Annotated in this window: 13 protein-coding genes; 6 read left to right on the forward strand and 7 right to left on the reverse strand. The window is 68.9% G+C overall.

From position 1 onward, the window contains the following. Positions 1 to 140 precede the first annotated feature (140 nt). The 3 genes from hemC to LGN17_RS23040 are packed head-to-tail and all read left to right on the forward strand — an operon-like array spanning position 141 to position 4,311. On the forward strand, positions 141 to 1,145 hold the full coding sequence (hemC, locus tag LGN17_RS23030; protein WP_226198760.1) for a hydroxymethylbilane synthase: 1,005 nt from the start codon (positions 141 to 143) through the stop codon (positions 1,143 to 1,145). Continuing rightward, a complete protein-coding gene (gene hemDX, locus LGN17_RS23035; protein ID WP_226198761.1) occupies positions 1,145 to 3,121 on the forward strand; it encodes a fused uroporphyrinogen-III synthase HemD/membrane protein HemX in 1,977 nt (658 codons plus the stop codon). Before hemC ends, hemDX begins: the two co-directional genes overlap by 1 nt. 2 nt (positions 3,122 to 3,123) lie before the next feature. After that, a complete protein-coding gene (locus tag LGN17_RS23040) occupies positions 3,124 to 4,311 on the forward strand; it encodes a heme biosynthesis protein HemY (RefSeq protein ID WP_226198762.1) in 1,188 nt (395 codons plus the stop codon). Positions 4,312 to 4,426: 115 nt separating this feature from the next. Here LGN17_RS23040 and LGN17_RS23045 read toward each other — a convergent pair whose 3' ends face one another. From LGN17_RS23045 to LGN17_RS23060, 4 genes are all read right to left on the reverse strand, one after another. After that, the gene (locus LGN17_RS23045; protein WP_226198763.1) at positions 4,427 to 4,792 is read right to left on the reverse strand and encodes a DUF4180 domain-containing protein; all 366 of its coding nucleotides are present in this window, start codon (positions 4,790 to 4,792) and stop codon (positions 4,427 to 4,429) included. A gap of 40 nt (positions 4,793 to 4,832) precedes the next feature. Beyond that, positions 4,833 to 6,137 carry an MFS transporter gene (locus tag LGN17_RS23050; RefSeq protein WP_226198764.1) on the reverse strand — a complete coding sequence of 435 codons (1,305 nt, stop codon included), beginning with the start codon at positions 6,135 to 6,137 and terminating at the stop codon, positions 4,833 to 4,835. 117 nt (positions 6,138 to 6,254) lie between these two features. After that, a complete protein-coding gene (locus LGN17_RS23055; RefSeq protein ID WP_226198765.1) occupies positions 6,255 to 7,013 on the reverse strand; it encodes an SDR family oxidoreductase in 759 nt (252 codons plus the stop codon). A gap of 92 nt (positions 7,014 to 7,105) precedes the next feature. Beyond that, complete coding sequence (locus tag LGN17_RS23060) at positions 7,106 to 8,545, reverse strand: aldehyde dehydrogenase family protein (RefSeq protein WP_226198766.1); 1,440 nt, start codon at positions 8,543 to 8,545, stop codon at positions 7,106 to 7,108. A gap of 420 nt (positions 8,546 to 8,965) precedes the next feature. Here LGN17_RS23060 and ppa point away from each other — a divergent pair, with 420 nt between their 5' ends. Then, positions 8,966 to 9,493 (forward strand): inorganic diphosphatase, encoded by a 528-nt coding sequence (gene ppa / locus LGN17_RS23065; RefSeq protein WP_027786751.1) that lies wholly within the window; start codon positions 8,966 to 8,968, stop codon positions 9,491 to 9,493. Between the two features lie 54 nt (positions 9,494 to 9,547). Here the strand turns inward: ppa and LGN17_RS23070 are convergent, their stop codons facing one another. After that, entirely contained in the window at positions 9,548 to 10,441 is an 894-nt protein-coding gene (locus LGN17_RS23070) for a GIY-YIG nuclease family protein (RefSeq protein ID WP_226198767.1), read from the reverse strand. 49 nt (positions 10,442 to 10,490) lie between these two features. Then, positions 10,491 to 11,525 carry a helix-turn-helix transcriptional regulator gene (locus LGN17_RS23075; RefSeq protein WP_226198768.1) on the reverse strand — a complete coding sequence of 345 codons (1,035 nt, stop codon included), beginning with the start codon at positions 11,523 to 11,525 and terminating at the stop codon, positions 10,491 to 10,493. A 151-nt stretch (positions 11,526 to 11,676) separates the two neighbouring features. Here LGN17_RS23075 and LGN17_RS23080 point away from each other — a divergent pair, with 151 nt between their 5' ends. Further along, complete coding sequence (locus LGN17_RS23080; protein ID WP_226198769.1) at positions 11,677 to 13,935, forward strand: glycoside hydrolase family 3 C-terminal domain-containing protein; 2,259 nt, start codon at positions 11,677 to 11,679, stop codon at positions 13,933 to 13,935. Between the two features lie 96 nt (positions 13,936 to 14,031). Here the strand turns inward: LGN17_RS23080 and LGN17_RS23085 are convergent, their stop codons facing one another. After that, a complete protein-coding gene (locus LGN17_RS23085; protein WP_226198770.1) occupies positions 14,032 to 15,210 on the reverse strand; it encodes a GNAT family N-acetyltransferase in 1,179 nt (392 codons plus the stop codon). Between the two features lie 110 nt (positions 15,211 to 15,320). Here LGN17_RS23085 and LGN17_RS23090 point away from each other — a divergent pair, with 110 nt between their 5' ends. Continuing rightward, positions 15,321 to 17,027 carry an NAD+ synthase gene (locus LGN17_RS23090; RefSeq protein ID WP_226198771.1) on the forward strand — a complete coding sequence of 569 codons (1,707 nt, stop codon included), beginning with the start codon at positions 15,321 to 15,323 and terminating at the stop codon, positions 17,025 to 17,027. Positions 17,028 to 17,105 lie beyond the last annotated feature (78 nt).

Genomic DNA, 17,105 nt, shown 5'->3' on the forward strand with positions numbered 1-17,105 from the left:
CCAGCTACGTGCGGCGCATCCGCACATCGGCGCCGCGACCCGCTCGGCGGCAGGCCGGGCGCAGGCTCCGGGCCCGGGCGGGCAGGGGCGTGCGTGCTACCATTGTTCGATCTTCAATCCCGTCCTTCGATGTTCCAGCAATGAATTCCGAGACCCCTGCGGCCGGGCCGCAACAGGCACAACCGCCCGCGACGTTGACGATTGCTTCGCGCGAAAGCCGCCTGGCGATGTGGCAAGCCGAACATGTGCGTGATGCGCTGCGCAAATTATATCCAGCTTGTGACGTGAAAATCCTCGGGATGACGACGCGCGGCGACCAGATTCTCGATCGCACGCTGTCGAAGGTCGGCGGCAAGGGGCTGTTCGTGAAGGAACTGGAGGCCGCGCTGGCCGACGGCCGCGCCGATCTCGCCGTGCATTCGCTGAAGGACGTGCCGATGGCGCTGCCCGACGGCTTCTCCCTCGCCGCGATCATGGAGCGCGAGGACCCGCGCGATGCATTCGTGTCGAACGACTACGCGTCGCTCGATGCGCTGCCGTCCGGCGCCGTGGTGGGCACGTCGAGCCTGCGCCGCGAGGCGATGCTGCGCTCGCGCTACCCGCACCTGGAGGTGCGGCCGCTGCGCGGCAACCTCGACACGCGCCTGTCGAAACTCGATCGCGGCGACTACGCGGCGATCATCCTCGCGGCCGCCGGCCTGAAACGCCTCGGCCTCGACGCGCGGATCCGCGCGCTGCTCGACGTCGAGGCGAGCCCGCCCGCCGCGGGCCAGGGCGCGCTCGGCATCGAGATCGCATCGCAGCGCAGCGACGTCGCGGCGTGGCTCGCGCCGCTGCACGACCCGCAGACCGCGCTCGCGGTCGAGGCCGAGCGGATGGTGTCGCGCGCGCTCGGCGGCAGCTGCGAGGTGCCGCTCGCCGCGCACGCGGTGTGGCGCGCGGGCGAACTGTACCTGACGGGCCGCGTGTCGACGACCGACGGCAAACGCGTGCTGACCGCCGAGGCGTGCGGGGCCGTCATGACCGTCGCCGATGCGCTCGCGCTCGGCCGCGCCGTGTCCGACGAACTCGAGGCGCAAGGCGCGCTCGACATCGTCCATGCGCTGCTCGCGGGCTCGCCGCCCGCCGGCAAGGGCGACGCCTGATGGCGGGCGGCGCGCGCGCGTTCACCGCTGTCCTGACGCGCCCGGACGGCCAGTCCGGCGCGCTTGCGTCGCAGCTGGCCGAGGCCGGCTGCGACGTGCTCGAATTCCCGTTGATCGACATCGCGCCGCTCGACGATCCTGCGCCGCTCGACGCAGCGTTCGCGGCGCTCGCCGACTACGCGCTGGTGATTTTCGTGTCGCCGAACGCGATCGACCGCGCGCTCACGCAGTACGGCGCGATCTGGCCGAACGCGCTGCCGGTCGGCGTGGTCGGGCCCGGCAGCGTCGCGGCGCTCGAGCGTCACGGCATCGCGGCGCCCGCGTATCGCGTGATCGCGCCGCAGGCGCCGGCCGACGGAGGCGTACCCCATTACGATTCGGAAAGCCTGTTCGCGTGCATCGAGGCCGCGTTTGGCGGCGCGCAGGCGCTGGCGGGCAAGCGCGTGCTGATCGTGCGCGGCGACGGCGGGCGCGAATGGCTCGCCGACCGGCTGCGCGAGGCCGGCGCGGATGTCACGCTCGTCGCCGCGTATCGGCGCGTCGTGCCCGATCCGCGCGTCGGCGCGTGGGAGCGCGTGCATGCGCTGCTCGACGGCGAGCCGCATGCGTGGCTCGTCACGAGCTCGGAAGGCGTGCGCAACCTGCACGAACTCGCGCGGGCGCATCTGAACGATGCCGAGATCGACGCGCTGAAGCACGCGCCGCTCGTGACGCCGCATCCGCGGATCGAGCAGACCGCGCGCGCATTGGGTTTTGATAGGATTACGCTGACCGGCGCGGGCGATGAGCGCATCGTCCGCGCGTTTCGAACGATGGCCGACCAGGCCGTCCAACCGGCGACAGCCGCACCGGTGACTAAACGCATGACAGATACCAACGATTCCAACAGCGTCGCTTCCCAGCCGGCCGCTGCATCCGCACCGCCGTCCCGTCCCGCCTATATGGCGTCCGAACCGCCCGCGCGCCGCGGCGGCAGCGCGGTGCTGTGGTTCGTCGTCGTCGTGCTCGGCTGCGCGGCGGGCGTCGGCGGCTACGCGCTGAACCGCAAGATCGACCGGCTCGACGGCACGTTCGTCGCGCGCCAGAAGGCGCTCGATGCGCAGACGGCCGAGACGCGCCTGAAGACCGAGCAGGCGCTCGCGAGCACGCACCAGGTCGACACGCAGCTCGCGCAGCTCGACGGCAAGCTCGCCGACGCGCAGAGCGCGCAGCAGGCGCTGCAGCAGCAATACCAGGACCTGTCGCGCAACCGCGATGCCTGGATGCTCGAGGAAGTCGACCAGATGCTGTCGAGCGCGAGCCAGCAGCTTCAACTGACCGGCAACACGCAGCTCGCGCTGATCGCGCTGCAGAACGCCGACGCGCGCCTCGCGACGTCGCAGAGCGCGCAGGCCGTCACGGTGCGCAAGGCGCTCGCGCTGGACATCGAGAAGCTGAAGGCTGCACCGTCGGCCGACCTCACCGGCCTTGCGATCAAGCTCGACGACGCGATCGCGAAGATCGACGCGCTGCCGCTGTCCGGCGAGGCGATCGTCCCGCACGAGGCGCCGAAGGTCGCGCCGGCCGACGCCTCGTCGTCGGCCGTGGCCGTGGCCGGCGAGCCGCGCTGGAAGGTGTGGTGGCACGACTTCTCGGCCGGCCTCGGCCAGCAGTTGAAGGGGCTCGTGCAGGTGCGCCGGATCGACAACGCCGATGCCATGCTCGCGTCGCCCGACCAGGGCTACTTCGTGCGCGAGAACGTGAAGCTGCGCCTGCTGACCGCGCGCCTGTCGCTGCTCGCGCGCAACGACAGCGCGATGAAGGCCGACCTGCACGCCGCGCAGGCGTCGCTCGGGAAGTATTTCGACCAGGCATCGAAGGACACGCAGACCGTCGAGGATCTGCTCAAGCAGGTGGACGGCGCGTCGCTGACGGTTGCGGTGCCGAACCTGAACACCAGCCTGAACGCCGTTCAGCAGTTCAAGAGCCGGGGGTAACGATGACGCTTCGAGGAATCGTCTGGCTCGCGGTCCTGTTCGCGATCGCCGCTGCGCTTGCCACCGTCGGCCGTTTCGATGCGGGGCAGGTACTGCTCGTCTATCCGCCGTACCGGATCGACGTGTCGCTGAACCTGTTCGTGATCGCGATCGTCGTGCTGTTCATCGTCGTGTATGCGCTGCTGCGCATCGTGCGCAACATCTGGCGCATGCCGCAGCGGGTCGCCGCGTATCGGGCGCGTTCGCGCAACGAGAAGGCGCAGGCATCGCTGCGCGACGCGATCGCGAACCTGTACGCGGGCCGCTTCTCGCGGGCGGAGAAGGCTGCACGCGAAGCGCTGTCGGTCGATGCGAACCAGGGCGCGGCGAGTCTCGTCGCGGCCACGGCCGCGCACCGGATGCACGAGTACACGCGCCGCGACGACTGGCTGTCGAAGGTCGACGCGCCGGAATGGCAGGACGCACGGCTGCTCGCCGCGGCCGACATGCGGGCGGATGCGCGCGATGCCGACGGCGCCCTTGCCGCGCTGGCCGACCTGCAGGCGGGCGGCAAGCGCATCCATGCGCAGCAGGTCGCGCTGCGTGCGCAGCAGCAGCTGAAGAACTGGGCCGAGGTGCTGAAGCTCGCGAAGGCGCTCGAGAAGCGCGAGGCGCTGCATCCGGCCGCGGCCGTGCGGCTGCGCCAGCAGGCTGCGGAAAACCTGCTGCGCGAACGCCGGCACGACCCGGATGCGCTGCTCGAGGTGTGGCAATCGCTGTCGCCGGTCGAGCGCCAGTCGCCGCGTCTCGCCGATCTCGCGGCCGATCTGCTCGTCCCGCTCGAGCGCCGCAACGAGGCGCGCCGCATCGTCGAGGACGCGCTCGCGCACAACTGGGATGCCCGCCTGCTGCGCCGTTACCCGGACACGGCCGGCGCCGATGCGCTGCCGCTGATCCAGAAGGCGGAAGGGTGGAAGAAGGATCACCCGGACGATGCCGACCTGCTGTTCGCACTCGGCCGCCTGTGCCAGCAGCAGCAACTGTGGGGCAAGGCGCAGTCGTTCCTCGAATCGGCACTGAAGCTGGCCGACAACGAGGCGCTGAAGGTGCGTACGCATCGCGCGCTCGCGCGCCTGTTCGAGCATCTCGGCGAAACCGACAAGGCGGCGAAGCATTACCGCGAAAGCGCGCTCGCGATTACGGTGGTCTGACGCCGGTCACTCGGGCTGCCTGCTGCAGGCGGCTCGCGCAACATTCGCAAAAAAGCCCCGAAGGTTGTCCGGCCTTCGGGGCTTTTTTTCGTCCGGAGCGGGGCTGGACGACACGTCACGCGCCGAGCTTGCGCAGCAGGTCATCCTCGTTCGCGACGAACCACACCGCTTGCCCGCGATTGGATTCGCGAACGAGCGCGCGAAGCGCTTCGCTGCGCGCAAGCCAGCGCTCGATGTCACCGACCACGCCGAGCCTGACTCCGTAGTTGACGAGCTTCTGCAGGACGGCGCCCGCCAGCCCGCTGTCGAGCCGGTAGAAGTCGTCGTGCAGCGCGTTCGCGGGGACCGCGACCCAGTCGGCTTCGTGCTCATGCGCGAGCGCGACGAGGTCGAGCGCATCGCTTTCGCGTTGGACTGGCCCGGCGGCAGGATCGCGGACCAGCACACGGCTGCCGGCTGCCTGGAGGATTCGATGGGGCATGCGGGTTGGCTCCGTCGTCATGATCGTGTCGCGCTCCGCATCACTTGTCGACCAGCCGCTTCGGCACCGACAGCGCCAGCAGCCCGCCGAGCACGAGGAACCCGGCAAGCACGTACATGCCTGAATCGTTGGCGCCCGTTGCCTGCTTGAGCCAGCCCATCATGTACGGGCTGAGGAAGCCGGCGAGGTTGCCGATCGAGTTGATCATCGCGATGCCGGCCGCGGCCGCGGTGCCGCCGAGGAACGCGGTCGGCAGGCTCCAGAACAGCGGCAGCGTCGTCAGGATGCCGATCGTCGCGAGCGTGAGGCCGAGCATCGCGAGCGCGGTCTGGTGCGCCCAGATCACCGACAGCACGAGCCCGAGCGCGCCGATCGCGGCCGGAATCGCGACGTGCCAGCGGCGTTCGCGGTGCCGGTCCGCGCTGCGTGCGATCAGGATCATCGCGACCACTGCGGCGCCATACGGAATCGCCGACAGCAGGCCGATCATGAACGTGTCGGTCACGCCGGTGGCCTTGATGATCGTCGGCAGCCAGAAGCCGACGCCGTAGAGCCCCATCACGAACGAGAAGTAGATCAGCGCCATCAGCCACACGCGCGGGCTCGACATCACGGCGCCGAGCGGCAGGTCTTCCTTGGTGGCTTCTTCGGCATCGACGTTGCGCGCGAGGAGCGCCTTTTCGTCGTCGGTCAGCCAGTTTGCCTTCTCGATCCGCTCGTCCAGCTTGAGGAACACGACGACGCCAACCAGCACCGATGGAATACCCTCGAGCAGGAACAGCCATTGCCAGCCGTGCCACCCGCTCATGCCGTCGAATGCCTTCAGGATGAAGCCCGAGAGCGGCCCGCCGATCACGCCGGACAAGGCGACTGCCGTCATGAAGAACGTCGTCATGCGGCCGCGCCGGTGCGCTGGGTACCAGTAGGTGAGGTAGAGGATCACGCCGGGGAAGAAGCCCGCTTCGGCGACGCCGAGCAGGAAACGCATCACGTAGAACATCGTGGGCGTCGTGACGAACATCGTCAGGATCGAGATCACGCCCCACGTCGCCATGATGCGTGCGATCCACACGCGCGCGCCGACCTTGTGCAGGATGATGTTGCTCGGCACTTCGAAGAGGAAGTAGCCGAAGAAGAAGATCCCGGCGCCGAGCCCGTAGACGGTATCGCTGAGGTTCAGGTCGCTCGCCATCTGCAGCTTCGCGAATCCGACGTTTACGCGGTCGAGATACGCGACCACGTAGCACAGCAGCAGAAGCGGCGTGAGTCGCCACGACACCTTGCGGTAGGTCGCTTCCTCGAATGCGCCGGACGAGCCCGGCAGCGACTGCGTCGATGTTGCCATGTTGTCTCCTGTCCTTTTTGTTGGGTTTGTCATGGGCCGGGGCGGGCGCAGGGCGCCGGACCCGGTTTCGTGCGATGCCTGTGTGAACATTGTGCCGGCCGGGCAGCCCGGATACGGCTAGATGCAGCGCCCGCCGTCGACTTCGAGGCAGACGCCCGTGATGAACTCGGCCTCGTCGGATGCGAGGTAAAGCGCCGCGTTCGCGATGTCCTGCGGCGTCGAGAAGCGGCCGAGCGGGATCGTCGCGAGGAAACGGCTGCGGTTATCGGGGGTATCCTCGCAGCCCATGAATTCCGTCATCAACCCCGTTTCGCCGAGCACGGGGTTGATGCAGTTCACGCGGATGCGATCCGCGCCGAGTTCGGCCGCGAGCGACTTGCTTGCGGTGATCATCGCGCCCTTCGTGCTGTTGTACCAGACGAGGCCCGGGCGCGGCCGCACGCCGGCCGTCGACGCGACGTTCACGAACACGCCGCCGCCTTGTTCGCGGAAGTAGGGAACGAAGGTCTGCACGCACCAGAACAGGCTCTTCATGTTGACCGCGTACACGCGGTCGAATTCGGCTTCCGTCACGTCGAGCACCGGCTTGTTGCGGTGCGTGGTGCCCGCGTTGTTCACGACGATCTGCACCGCGCGGAAATCGTCGAGCGTGGCCTGCAGCAGCGCGTGCCAGTCATCCCGCTTCGACACGTCGCCGGCCACCGCGATGGCCTTGCCGCCCGCGAGCGCGATCTCGCTCGCGACGCGCTCGGCCGCCGCGCCGTTCAGGTCGTTGACGACGACGTTCGCGCCTTCGCGCGCATACGTCTTCGCGATGCCTTCACCGAACCCCGAGCCTCCGCCCGTGACGATTGCCGTCTTGCCGCTCAACCGCATGGTGTGTCTCCTGTGCTGGATATGAGTGCCGTCGTGTTTCGGCACGCGGCCGGGCGCTGCCGGCCACGTGCCGCGTGCTGCTTGCTACGCAATCAGCCGTGCCGGATCGCGATCGTCTTCAGCACGGTGAAGCCGTACAGTGCCTCGAAGCCTTTCTCGCGGCCATGCCCCGAGTGGCCGACGCCGCCGAACGGCAGCTCGACGCCGCCGCCCGCGCCATAGTTGTTGATGAACACCTGGCCCGCCCGCAGGCGCCGCGCGACACGCATCTGGCGTGCGCCGTCGCGCGTCCAGATGCCCGCGACGAGGCCGTATGGCGTGCCGTTCGCCAGCGCGACGGCTTCGTCTTCGTCGACGAAACGCATCGCGGCGAGCACGGGGCCGAACACTTCCTCCTGCGCGAGCCGGTGCGACGGCGGCACGTCGCGCAACAGCGCGGGCGCCTGGTAGAAGCCGCTTTCGGGCGCGTCGGCGACGACCTGCCCGTGCGCGGCCATCGGAATGCCGTCGTGCTGCGCGTCGGACAGGAAATCCCACACGCGCTGCTGCTGCTTCGCGTTGATCAGCGGGCCGCAATCGAGGTCGGCTCGGCTCGGGCCGACGCGCAGCCCGTTGAACGCGGTGGCGAGGCGCTCGACGAGCGGCTCGTACACCGCGCGCTCGATCAGCACGCGGCTGCCGGCCGAGCAGGTCTGCCCGCCGTTCTGCACGATCGCGGACACGAGCACGGGCAACGCCGCTTCGAGATCGGCATCGGCGAACACGATCTGCGGCGACTTGCCGCCGAGTTCGAGCGTGACGGGTACGTGGTTCTCGGCCGCCATCTGCGTCACCAGCTTGCCGGTGGCCGGCGACCCCGTGAACGAGATGTGGTCGATGCCGGGATGGCGTGCGAGCGCGGCACCCGCTTCATGGCCGTAGCCGGTGACGATGTTGAGCGCACCGGCCGGCAACCCGGCCTCGGCGGCCAGCTCGGCGACGCGCAGCAACGACAGGCACGCATCCTCGGCCGGCTTGACGACGCATGCGTTGCCGGCCGCGAGCGCGGCGCCGACGCTGCGCCCGAAGATCTGCATCGGGTAGTTCCACGGCACGATGTGGCCCGTGACGCCGTGCGGCTCGCGCACCGTCAGCACCGTGTAGCCGGCTTGATAGGGGAGGGTTTCGCCGTGCAGTTTGTCGGCGGCGCCTGCGTAGAACTCGAAGTAGCGCGCGAGCGCGGCGGCGTCGGCGCGTGCCTGCTTCAGCGGCTTGCCGGTGTCGCGCGCCTCGATCGCGGCGAGTTCCTCGATCGCGGCGGCGACACGCGCTGACAGCCGCATCAGCACGCGGCCGCGCTCGGCGGCGCTGGCGGCGCCCCACGGGCCCGCGAATGCGTCGCGGGCCGCGGCGACCGCGCGCTCGATGTCGGGCGCCGTGCCGCGGGCGATCGATGCGAATGGCTGGCCGTCGGATGGATCGACGACCGCGATGGTTTCCAGTTGCGTGGGCAACGTCCATTCGCCCGCGATGAAGTGCTTCGCCTCTTCCATGCCAGCTCCTGTCGACCCGAGTTAGCGCTTCAGCGCTTACTCGGGTCCCATGCTTTGCGGTCGACCCGGGTTAGCGCTTCAGCGCCTGCTCGGGTCCCATGCTTTGCGGTCGACCCGGTTTAGCGCTTCAGCGCCTGCTCGGATCCCATACTTTGCGGTAGATCCGAATGAGCGCTTTTGCGTTTACTCGAGCTCCATGCTTCGCCGTCGACCGGCGACACCACTTCAACGCCCGCATCGATTCCACATAACGCGGCCGGCGGTCCGACGGCCGGGCATCCGGAACGATTATCGGCCGATCGTCATCCGGACGCCACCGGTCGATTGGCTATAATGGCGCATTGCCTTGCGGGGCGCCTGCGGCGGTGCATCGGCCGCGGCGCCCTGTCCCGAATTCCCATCGACCTACAGAGAGTGCTCATGAGCTTCAATCATGTTCCGGCCGGCAAGGACCTGCCGCAAGATTTCAACGTGATCATCGAGATTCCCGCGCAAAGCGATCCGGTGAAGTACGAGGCGGACAAGGAACTGGGCCTCCTCGTCGTCGACCGCTTCATCGGCACGGGCATGCGCTACCCGGTGAACTACGGCTACATCCCGCAGACGCTGTCGGGCGACGGCGATCCGGTCGACGTGCTGGTGATCACGCCGTTCCCGCTGCTGGCGGGCTCGATCGTGCGTTCGCGCGTGCTCGGCATGCTGCAGATGACCGACGAGTCGGGCGTCGACGCGAAGCTGGTCGCCGTGCCGCACGACAAGGTCTGCCCGATGACGGCCAACCTGAAGTCGATCGACGACGTGCCCGAGTACCTGAAGGATCAGATCAAGCACTTCTTCGAGCAATACAAGGCGCTCGAGAAGGGCAAGTGGGTGAAGGTCGAAGGCTGGGCCGGCATCGAAGCCGCGCACAAGGAAATCGCCGACGGCGCAGCGAACTACAAGAAGTAAGCGGCATACCGGCCGACGGCCGGTTCGTGCGAAACGCAAACCGCGCGTGTCTCCTCAGGAGGCCGCGCGGTTTTGTTTTGTGCGTGCGGTCTGCTTGCGTGCGGAAGGGGATGCGGGCGGGGCGGCGGTGGCCAACGCGACCTTCGCGCCCGTCGTGCCCGTTGCGCGTTTGGCGCGTCGAGCGGCAACGGAGGGCACGGCGGCTTCGGCGGTTTTCGTGGCCGACGTCGGGCGGCGAGTCGGCGCGGGGGCAGGAGTGTCGCGTCCGTTCGTGACGGGCTTGCCGCTGGCTGATGGCGCTTTTCCTTTCGACGACGGAGACGCGCCCTGTCGGTTCTTTTGCGACGGCGTACTGCGCGATGCGGTCTTTTTTGCGACCGCATCGCCGTCGCGCTTCGCGACCGGCGCGGCTTTTGCCGCCTTCGGTGCCTGGGCGGCTTGTCGCGGCTTCGCGGTTTTCGCAGACTTGTCGGCTTTCCCGGCTTTCCCGGCTTTCCCGGCTTTCCCGGCTTTCCCGGCTTTCCCGGCTTTCCCGGCTTTTGCCGTCTTCGCGTCAGGCTGCTCAATTTCAGCTGTCTGCGTCGCGCTATCGACGTCCTCTGCCTTCTTCACCTTCTTCCGCCCGCGCGTACCGGCCTTCAATCCTGCAACCTCACCGCTCCCGTCGACTGCCACCCCCGTCGGCAGCACCGATTCCAGCGTCCTCAGCCCTGCCGCCAGCTCACGCTTCTGCGTGGGTGTAAGCCGCTTCACCCAGTATTCGGCGCGCGACGCGCTCGACCGGTCGGGCAGCGGAAACGAGGCGAGCACCGCACGCGGCTTGCGCGAGCGCGTGTAGCGCGCGCCCTTGCCGGAGGCGTGGTCGTCGAAGCGCGCGGCAACGTCGGTCGTGATGCCGGTGTAGACGCTGTCGTCGGCGCATTCGATCAGATACAGAAACCAGGACATGGCAGGGCGGCGGGATGCGAAGCCGCCAGTGTCTCAGAAAAAGTGCCCGTCAACGCCACCGGTCGCCATGCCCGTCGCGGAAGCGGCTCGGTGCCGCGCCGAGTTCGCGCGTGAAGAAGCGCGTGAACGCGCTCGTCGAACGGAAGCCGACCCGTACGCCGATCTCGCCGATCGGCAGTTGCGTGTTCAACAGCAGGTCGCGCGCTTCGCCGAGCCGCGCCTGCGCGACGAGCGCATGAAACCCGACCGCTTCGCGATGCAGGCGCCGGCGCAGTGTCCAGCGCGACATCGCGAAGCGCGTGCAGACGTGCTGCATCAGCGTGTCGGTCGGCACGTCGGCGTCGTCGGAGGTACGCAGCCAGTCGCGCACGCATTGCTCGACGGACGAGCCGAACGTCGAGCGCACGCGAACCCGGTCGCGCGCGGTGTCGGCCGCATGACGCTGGATGTCGGCGAGCGGTGCGTTGTAGCGCTCGAACGGCGTGTCGAAGTGCGCGGAGCGCAGCACGATGCGGTTGTGCGCGGCATCGAACGACACCGGCGCACCGAGCATGTCGCGCAGCGCGGCCGCGGGCACCAACGCACGGCCGGCGAATTCCGCGCCGTCGACACGCACGTGCGGATCGTACAGGCGGGCGAGCGCCGCGAGGATCGCCAGGTTCGCGAGCGCGCTGCCCGCGTGCCGGCCATCGCCTTCGTTCACGTATTCGATCGCGATCGCGTCGCCGTTCTCGTGCGCGAAGATCCAGTCGACGTTGCCGATCAGCTCGCGATAGCGCAGGTAGCCGTGCAGCGCGTCGCGCAGCGTCGCCGCGTTGCACGTGACGCCCGCGAGTTCCGGGAACGGCACGAGCCACGGCACGGCGTGCGGCGGCGAGCGGTACCAGGACAGCGGCCACGCGCTCGTCAGCCGCATCGCGGCGACGTGCCGGTCGCCCGCGATGCGGCGCGTGTCGTCGGCGAGCTCGGCCGGCCCGATGCCGAGCGTCTCGTATAGCGGGGCGATGTCGACGCCGTTCGCGCGCGCGTCTTCGCACAGCCAGCGGTATATCCGGACGGATACCGATTTCTGTCGCAGCTCCATGCCTGTCTCCCTGTCGTCATGCCGTTCGGGTTTGTCCCCGCTGCGAGAGGTCAACGCATGCTCCTGCCGGTCAAGCGTGGTGACCGGTCGATTCTTAGACTCGGACGCTGGAGTGTGGCGACAAGTACAACAGATCGATTCAGGAGGATCAATGAAAACTTCGCTGTTCCGGTGTTCGACGATTGCGTCTGCGTGCGCGCTCACGGTGCTGCTCGCGTCGTGCGGCGGCGACGACATCCACGCAGGCCCGGCCGCGCCGGCCGACCCCGATGCCGCGGCCGACCGGCGCGCGGCCGCGCTCGTCGCGCAACTGACGACCGACGAGAAGCTGCAGCTCGTGCACGGCACGGGAATGCCCGCGCTCGACCTGGGCGGCCCGTTTCCGGCCGACGCGCTGAACGGCGCGAGCTACATCCCGGGCGTGCCGCGGCTCGGCATTCCGGGCGTCAGCAGCGCCGATTCGGCAGGCGGCGTGAACGTGAAGAATGCGCGCGTGACCGCGCTGCCCGCGCCGGTCGCGCTCGCCGCGACGTGGGATCCGGCGCTCGCCGGCACCTACGGCACGCGCATCGCGCTCGAATTGCGCGCGCTCGGCTTCGCGGAAGGGCTCGGCGGCGGCGTGAACCTTGCGCGCGAGCCGCGCAACGGACGCACGTTCGAATACATGGGCGAGGATCCGGTGCTCGCGGGCACGCTTGGCGCCGCGCGCACGCAGGCGACGCAGGCGCAGAAGGTGATCGCGACGATCAAGCATTTCGCGTTCAACGACCAGGAAACCAACCGGATGACGATCGATTCGGTCGTCGACGAGCGAACCATGCGCGAGGCCGAGTTGCTCGCGTTCGAGATTGCCGTGAAGGACGGCCAGCCGGGCAACGTGATGTGCTCGTACAACAAGCTGAACGGCGTGTATGCGTGCGAGAACCCGTATCTGCTGACGACGGTGCTGAAGAACGAATGGGGCTTCAAGGGCGTCGTGCAGTCGGACTGGGGCGCGACGCATTCGACGGTCGCGGCCGTACAGGCGGGGCTCGACGAGGAGGAACCGGGCGCGGCGGACGACAACAACGCGCCGCTCGGCTCGTTCTTCAACACGAAGCTGCGCGCGGCGCTGCAGGCCGGCAGCGTGTCTGCGTCGCGGCTGAACGACATGGTGCAGCGCAAGCTGCGCACGCTGATCCGCGTCGGCGTGATGGACGCGCCGCCGAAGCCGGGCGGCGCGATCGACGAAGCGGCCGGCAACGCCGATGCGCTCGCGATCGCACGGCAATCCGCGGTGCTGCTGAAGAACGCGGCCGCGCCCGGCGATGCGCAGTCCGTGCTGCCGCTGGCGGCCGGCGCGCTGAAGTCGGTCGTCGTGATCGGCGGGCATGCGGACGCGGGCGTGCTGTCGGGCGGCGGCTCGGGCGCGGTGCCGGCGATCGACGGCAACGCGGTGACGACCTGTCAGCAACCGGCCGGTATGCTGTTCGGCGGCTGCGCGACCTGGTACAAGTCCGCGCCGCTCGCGGCGATCCGCGCGAAGGCGCCGAACGCATCGGTCAGCTATCTCGACGGGACCGACGCGAATGCTGCGGCGAGCGCGGCCGCGCAGGCCGATGTCGCGATCGTGTTCGCGACGCAGTGGCAGACGGAAGGGCTCGACCTCGCGAGCCTGTCGCTGCCGGACGCGAAGGCCGACCCGTACAACCAGCAGTACGACCAGAACGCGCTGATCGCCGCGGTCGCGGCGAAGGCGAAGCGCGTGATCGTCGTGCTCGAGAACGGCAGTCCCGTGCTGATGCCGTGGCTCGCGAACGTGCATGGCGTGCTCGAAGCGTGGTATCCGGGCGCACAGGGCGGCCAGGCGATCGCCGACCTGCTGTTCGGCGATGCGAACCCGTCGGGCCGGCTGCCGCTGACGTTCCCGAAGCAGGAAGCCGATCTGCCGCAGCCGGCGATCGATCCGGCGAGCCAGCAATCGGTCTATGCGGAAGGCCTCGCGTACGGTTATCGCTGGTTCGACACGAAGGGAATCGAGCCGCTGTTCCCGTTCGGCTACGGGCTGTCGTACACGACGTACACGCTTTCCGGGATGACCGCGGCGGCCGATGCATCGGGCAACGTGACGGTCGGCGTGACCGTGACGAACACGGGCGCGCGGGCCGGCGTGCAGACGGTGCAGGTCTATGCGGCGCTGCCCGCATCGCTCGGCGAGCCGCCGAAGCGGCTCGTCGGCTGGACCAAGGTCACGCTGCAGCCTGGCGAAGCGCGCACGGTCGGCATTGCGATTCCGTCGCAGCGTTTCGCGACCTGGGACGTGACCACGCATGCATGGCGGGTCAGTGCGGGCAGCTATACGCTCACGGCCGCCGCGTCGTCGCGCGATCCGCAGGCGCTGTCGCAGGCGGTGTCGCTCGCGGCGCGCTGACCGGCCGCGTCATGCATCGGGCGGGCCCGGGGCGGCGCCCCGGCCGGCCACGCGCCGGATGCTTCCGATGCGGGCCGGCGCGCGGGCCGTCTCGCGTTACCCGGTGCCGCGCCGGAACGGATCGTGTTCGCGCAGTTCGTCGACGTACGCGTGAATATGCTCGGTCTCGCGTTCGAGAAAGCGCGCGACCGCGTCCGAGAACGCCGGGTGCGCGAGCCAGTGCGCGGAGTGCGTGACGGTCGGCAGGAAGCCGCGCGCGAGCTTGTGTTCGCCCTGCGCGCCGCCTTCGAACGTATCGAGCCCGGCCTCGATGCAGAATTCGAGCAACTGGTAGTAGGCCGTTTCGAAATGCAGGCACGGCACATGTTCGACCGCGCCCCAGTAGCGGCCGTACAGCGTGCCGCCGCCGCTTTCGCCGCGCCGGTAGACGGCGAGCGCACTCGCGATCGGCTGGCCGCCGGCTTCCGCGATCACGAGCAGCAGGTTCTCGGGCATCGTCGCGCCGATCGTGCGGAAGAAGTCGAGGTTCAGGTACGGGCTCGAATAGTGTTCGCGATAGGTCTGCCGGTAGCAGCGCGAGAAGAACCGCCAGTCGGCGTCGGTGATCCGGTCGCCGGTGAGCCGCCGGAACGTCACGCCCGCATCGTGCACCTTGCGCCGCTCCGCGCGGATGTTCTTGCGCTTCTTCTGCTCGAGCGTGCCGAGGAAATCGTCGAAGTGGCGGTAGCCGTCGTTGATCCAGTGGAACTGCACGCCTTCACGCAGCATCATCCCCATCGATTCGAGGAGCGCCGCTTCGTCGCCGGTCGGGAACAGCACGTGCAGCGACGACACGTCGCTCTGCTCGGCGAACGCGAGCAGCGTGGCCGCGAGCCGGCGGCGCGCGTCGTCGTCGGCCGCGAGCAGGCGCGTGCCCTGCACGGGCGTGAACGGCACCGCGCACAGCAGCTTCGGGTAGTAGGGCAGGTCGTTGCGCTGGTACGCGTCGGCCCACGCCCAGTCGAACACGTATTCGCCGTACGAATGCTGTTTCGCATAGACGGGCGCGGCGGCCGCGAGGCGGCCGGTGCGCGGGTCGGTCAGCGTGACGAAATGGGGTGACCAGCCGGTATCGTCGACCGCGCAGCGCGCGACGTGCAGCGCGTCGAGGAATTCGTGGCGCAGGAAGGGCGTCGGCTGCGCGTCGCGGGCAAGCAGCGCGTTCCATTCCTCGGCCGGCACCTCCGCGGGGGACGACAGGATGCCCGTGCGATAATCGATGCGTTCGTGTTTCAAGCGTGAATCCGTACCATTCTGTGTCGCCGGATGCGCGGGCCTGCGCGGCCCGCACCGGGACGTTTTCGTCAGCCGTTCAGGGCGCGCCGCCGGGCTGCGCCGATCCCGCCATGAAGACCCGACTCGCTCTCGCCCAGATCAACGTCACCGTCGGCGACTTCGCCGGCAACGTCGCGCGGATCGTCGCGGCCGCACGCGCCGCGCACAACGATGGTGCGCAGCTGATGGTCGCGCCCGAACTCGCGCTGTCCGGCTATCCGCCGGAAGACCTGCTGCTGCGGCCCGCGTTCTATGCGGCGGCCGCGGCTGCGCTCGACGCGCTCGCCGACGCCCTGAAGGCGTTCGACGGGCTCGCGGTGCTGGTCGGTCATCCGCTGCGCGGCGCGGGCGAAGGCATGCACGCGTCAGCCGTCGATGGTAATGCAAACCGCCCGATCGAGCGCGGCGTGCCGCCCACCGATACCTACAACGCGGCATCGCTGATCGTCGGCGGCGAGATCGTCGGCACCTACCGCAAGCAGGATCTGCCGAACGCCGAGGTGTTCGACGAGAAGCGCTACTTCGCGACGGACGCCGAGCCGCTCGTGTTCGAGCTGAACGGCGTGAAATTCGGCGTGATCATCTGCGAGGACGCGTGGCACGCATCGGCCGCGCAGATCGCGAAGGCGGCCGGCGCGCAGGTGCTGCTGATCCCGAACGGCTCGCCGTACCACATGAACAAGGAAGCGGTGCGTTTCGACATCCTGCGCGCGCGGATTCGCGAAACCGGGCTGCCGATGGTGTACGTGAACCTCGTCGGCGGGCAGGACGAGCTCGTGTTCGACGGCGGCTCGTTCGTGCTCGACGCGCAGGGCGCGCTGGTCGCGAAGATGCCGCAGTTCGACGAAGGGCACGCGATCGTCGAATTCGACGGCGCGCGGCCGCTGCCGGGCGCGATCGCGCCCGAGCTGTCGACGGAGGCGCAGGTGTACCGCGCGCTCGTGACGGGCGTGCGCGACTACATCGGCAAGAACGGGTTTCCGGGCGCGTTGATCGGGCTGTCGGGCGGCGTCGATTCGGCGCTGGTGCTGGCCGTTGCATGCGATGCGCTCGGGCCCGAGCGCGTGCGCGCGGTGATGATGCCGTCGCGCTTCACGGCCGACATCTCGACCACCGACGCGGCGGAAATGGCGCGGCGCGTCGGCGTGCGCTACGACGAGATCGCGATCGCGCCGATGTTCGATGCGTTCCGCGCATCGCTCGCGGGCGAGTTCGCGGGCCGCGCGGAAGACGCGACGGAAGAAAACATCCAGGCGCGCATTCGCGGCACGCTGCTGATGGCGCTGTCGAACAAGTTCGGCTCGATCGTGCTGACGACCGGCAACAAGAGCGAGATGGCGGTCGGCTACTGCACGCTGTACGGCGACATGGCCGGCGGGTTCGCGGTGATCAAGGACATCGCGAAGACGCTCGTGTACCGGCTCTGCCGCTATCGCAACGAAACGGCCGATTACCTGCTGCGCGACGTGATCCCCGAGCGGATCCTCACGCGCGCGCCGTCGGCCGAGCTGCGCGAGAACCAGACCGACCAGGACAGCCTGCCGCCGTACGACGTGCTCGACGCGATCATGCGGATGTACATGGAAGAGGACCGGCCGCTCGCCGAGATCGTCGCGGCGGGTTATGCCCAGGCCGACGTCGAGCGCGTGACGCGGCTCATCAAGATCAACGAATACAAGCGCCGCCAGGCGCCGATCGGCATTCGCGTCACGCATCGCGCATTCGGGCGCGACTGGCGCTACCCGATCACGTCACGCTTTACCGAACGGCTCGATTGAGCCGTGTCGCGCCGTGCGCGGCTCGCCGGCTTACAATCGGGATCGCGATTTTTCATCCAAACGAGCATTGAGGGACAA

Source organism: Burkholderia sp. AU30280, from assembly GCF_020420125.1.
GTDB lineage: Bacteria > Pseudomonadota > Gammaproteobacteria > Burkholderiales > Burkholderiaceae > Burkholderia.

Bases quoted from the DNA above. Each gene is read 5' to 3' on its own strand.
- hemC (WP_226198760.1), top strand. From the start codon at position 141: ATGAATTCCGAGACCCCTGCGGCCGGGCCGCAACAGGCACAACCGCCC.
- hemDX (WP_226198761.1), top strand. From the start codon at position 1,145: ATGGCGGGCGGCGCGCGCGCGTTCACCGCTGTCCTGACGCGCCCGGAC.
- LGN17_RS23040 (WP_226198762.1), top strand. From the start codon at position 3,124: ATGACGCTTCGAGGAATCGTCTGGCTCGCGGTCCTGTTCGCGATCGCC.
- LGN17_RS23045 (WP_226198763.1), bottom strand. From the start codon at position 4,792: ATGCCCCATCGAATCCTCCAGGCAGCCGGCAGCCGTGTGCTGGTCCGC.
- LGN17_RS23050 (WP_226198764.1), bottom strand. From the start codon at position 6,137: ATGGCAACATCGACGCAGTCGCTGCCGGGCTCGTCCGGCGCATTCGAG.
- LGN17_RS23055 (WP_226198765.1), bottom strand. From the start codon at position 7,013: ATGCGGTTGAGCGGCAAGACGGCAATCGTCACGGGCGGAGGCTCGGGG.
- LGN17_RS23060 (WP_226198766.1), bottom strand. From the start codon at position 8,545: ATGGAAGAGGCGAAGCACTTCATCGCGGGCGAATGGACGTTGCCCACG.
- ppa (WP_027786751.1), top strand. From the start codon at position 8,966: ATGAGCTTCAATCATGTTCCGGCCGGCAAGGACCTGCCGCAAGATTTC.
- LGN17_RS23070 (WP_226198767.1), bottom strand. From the start codon at position 10,441: ATGTCCTGGTTTCTGTATCTGATCGAATGCGCCGACGACAGCGTCTAC.
- LGN17_RS23075 (WP_226198768.1), bottom strand. From the start codon at position 11,525: ATGGAGCTGCGACAGAAATCGGTATCCGTCCGGATATACCGCTGGCTG.
- LGN17_RS23080 (WP_226198769.1), top strand. From the start codon at position 11,677: ATGAAAACTTCGCTGTTCCGGTGTTCGACGATTGCGTCTGCGTGCGCG.
- LGN17_RS23090 (WP_226198771.1), top strand. From the start codon at position 15,321: ATGAAGACCCGACTCGCTCTCGCCCAGATCAACGTCACCGTCGGCGAC.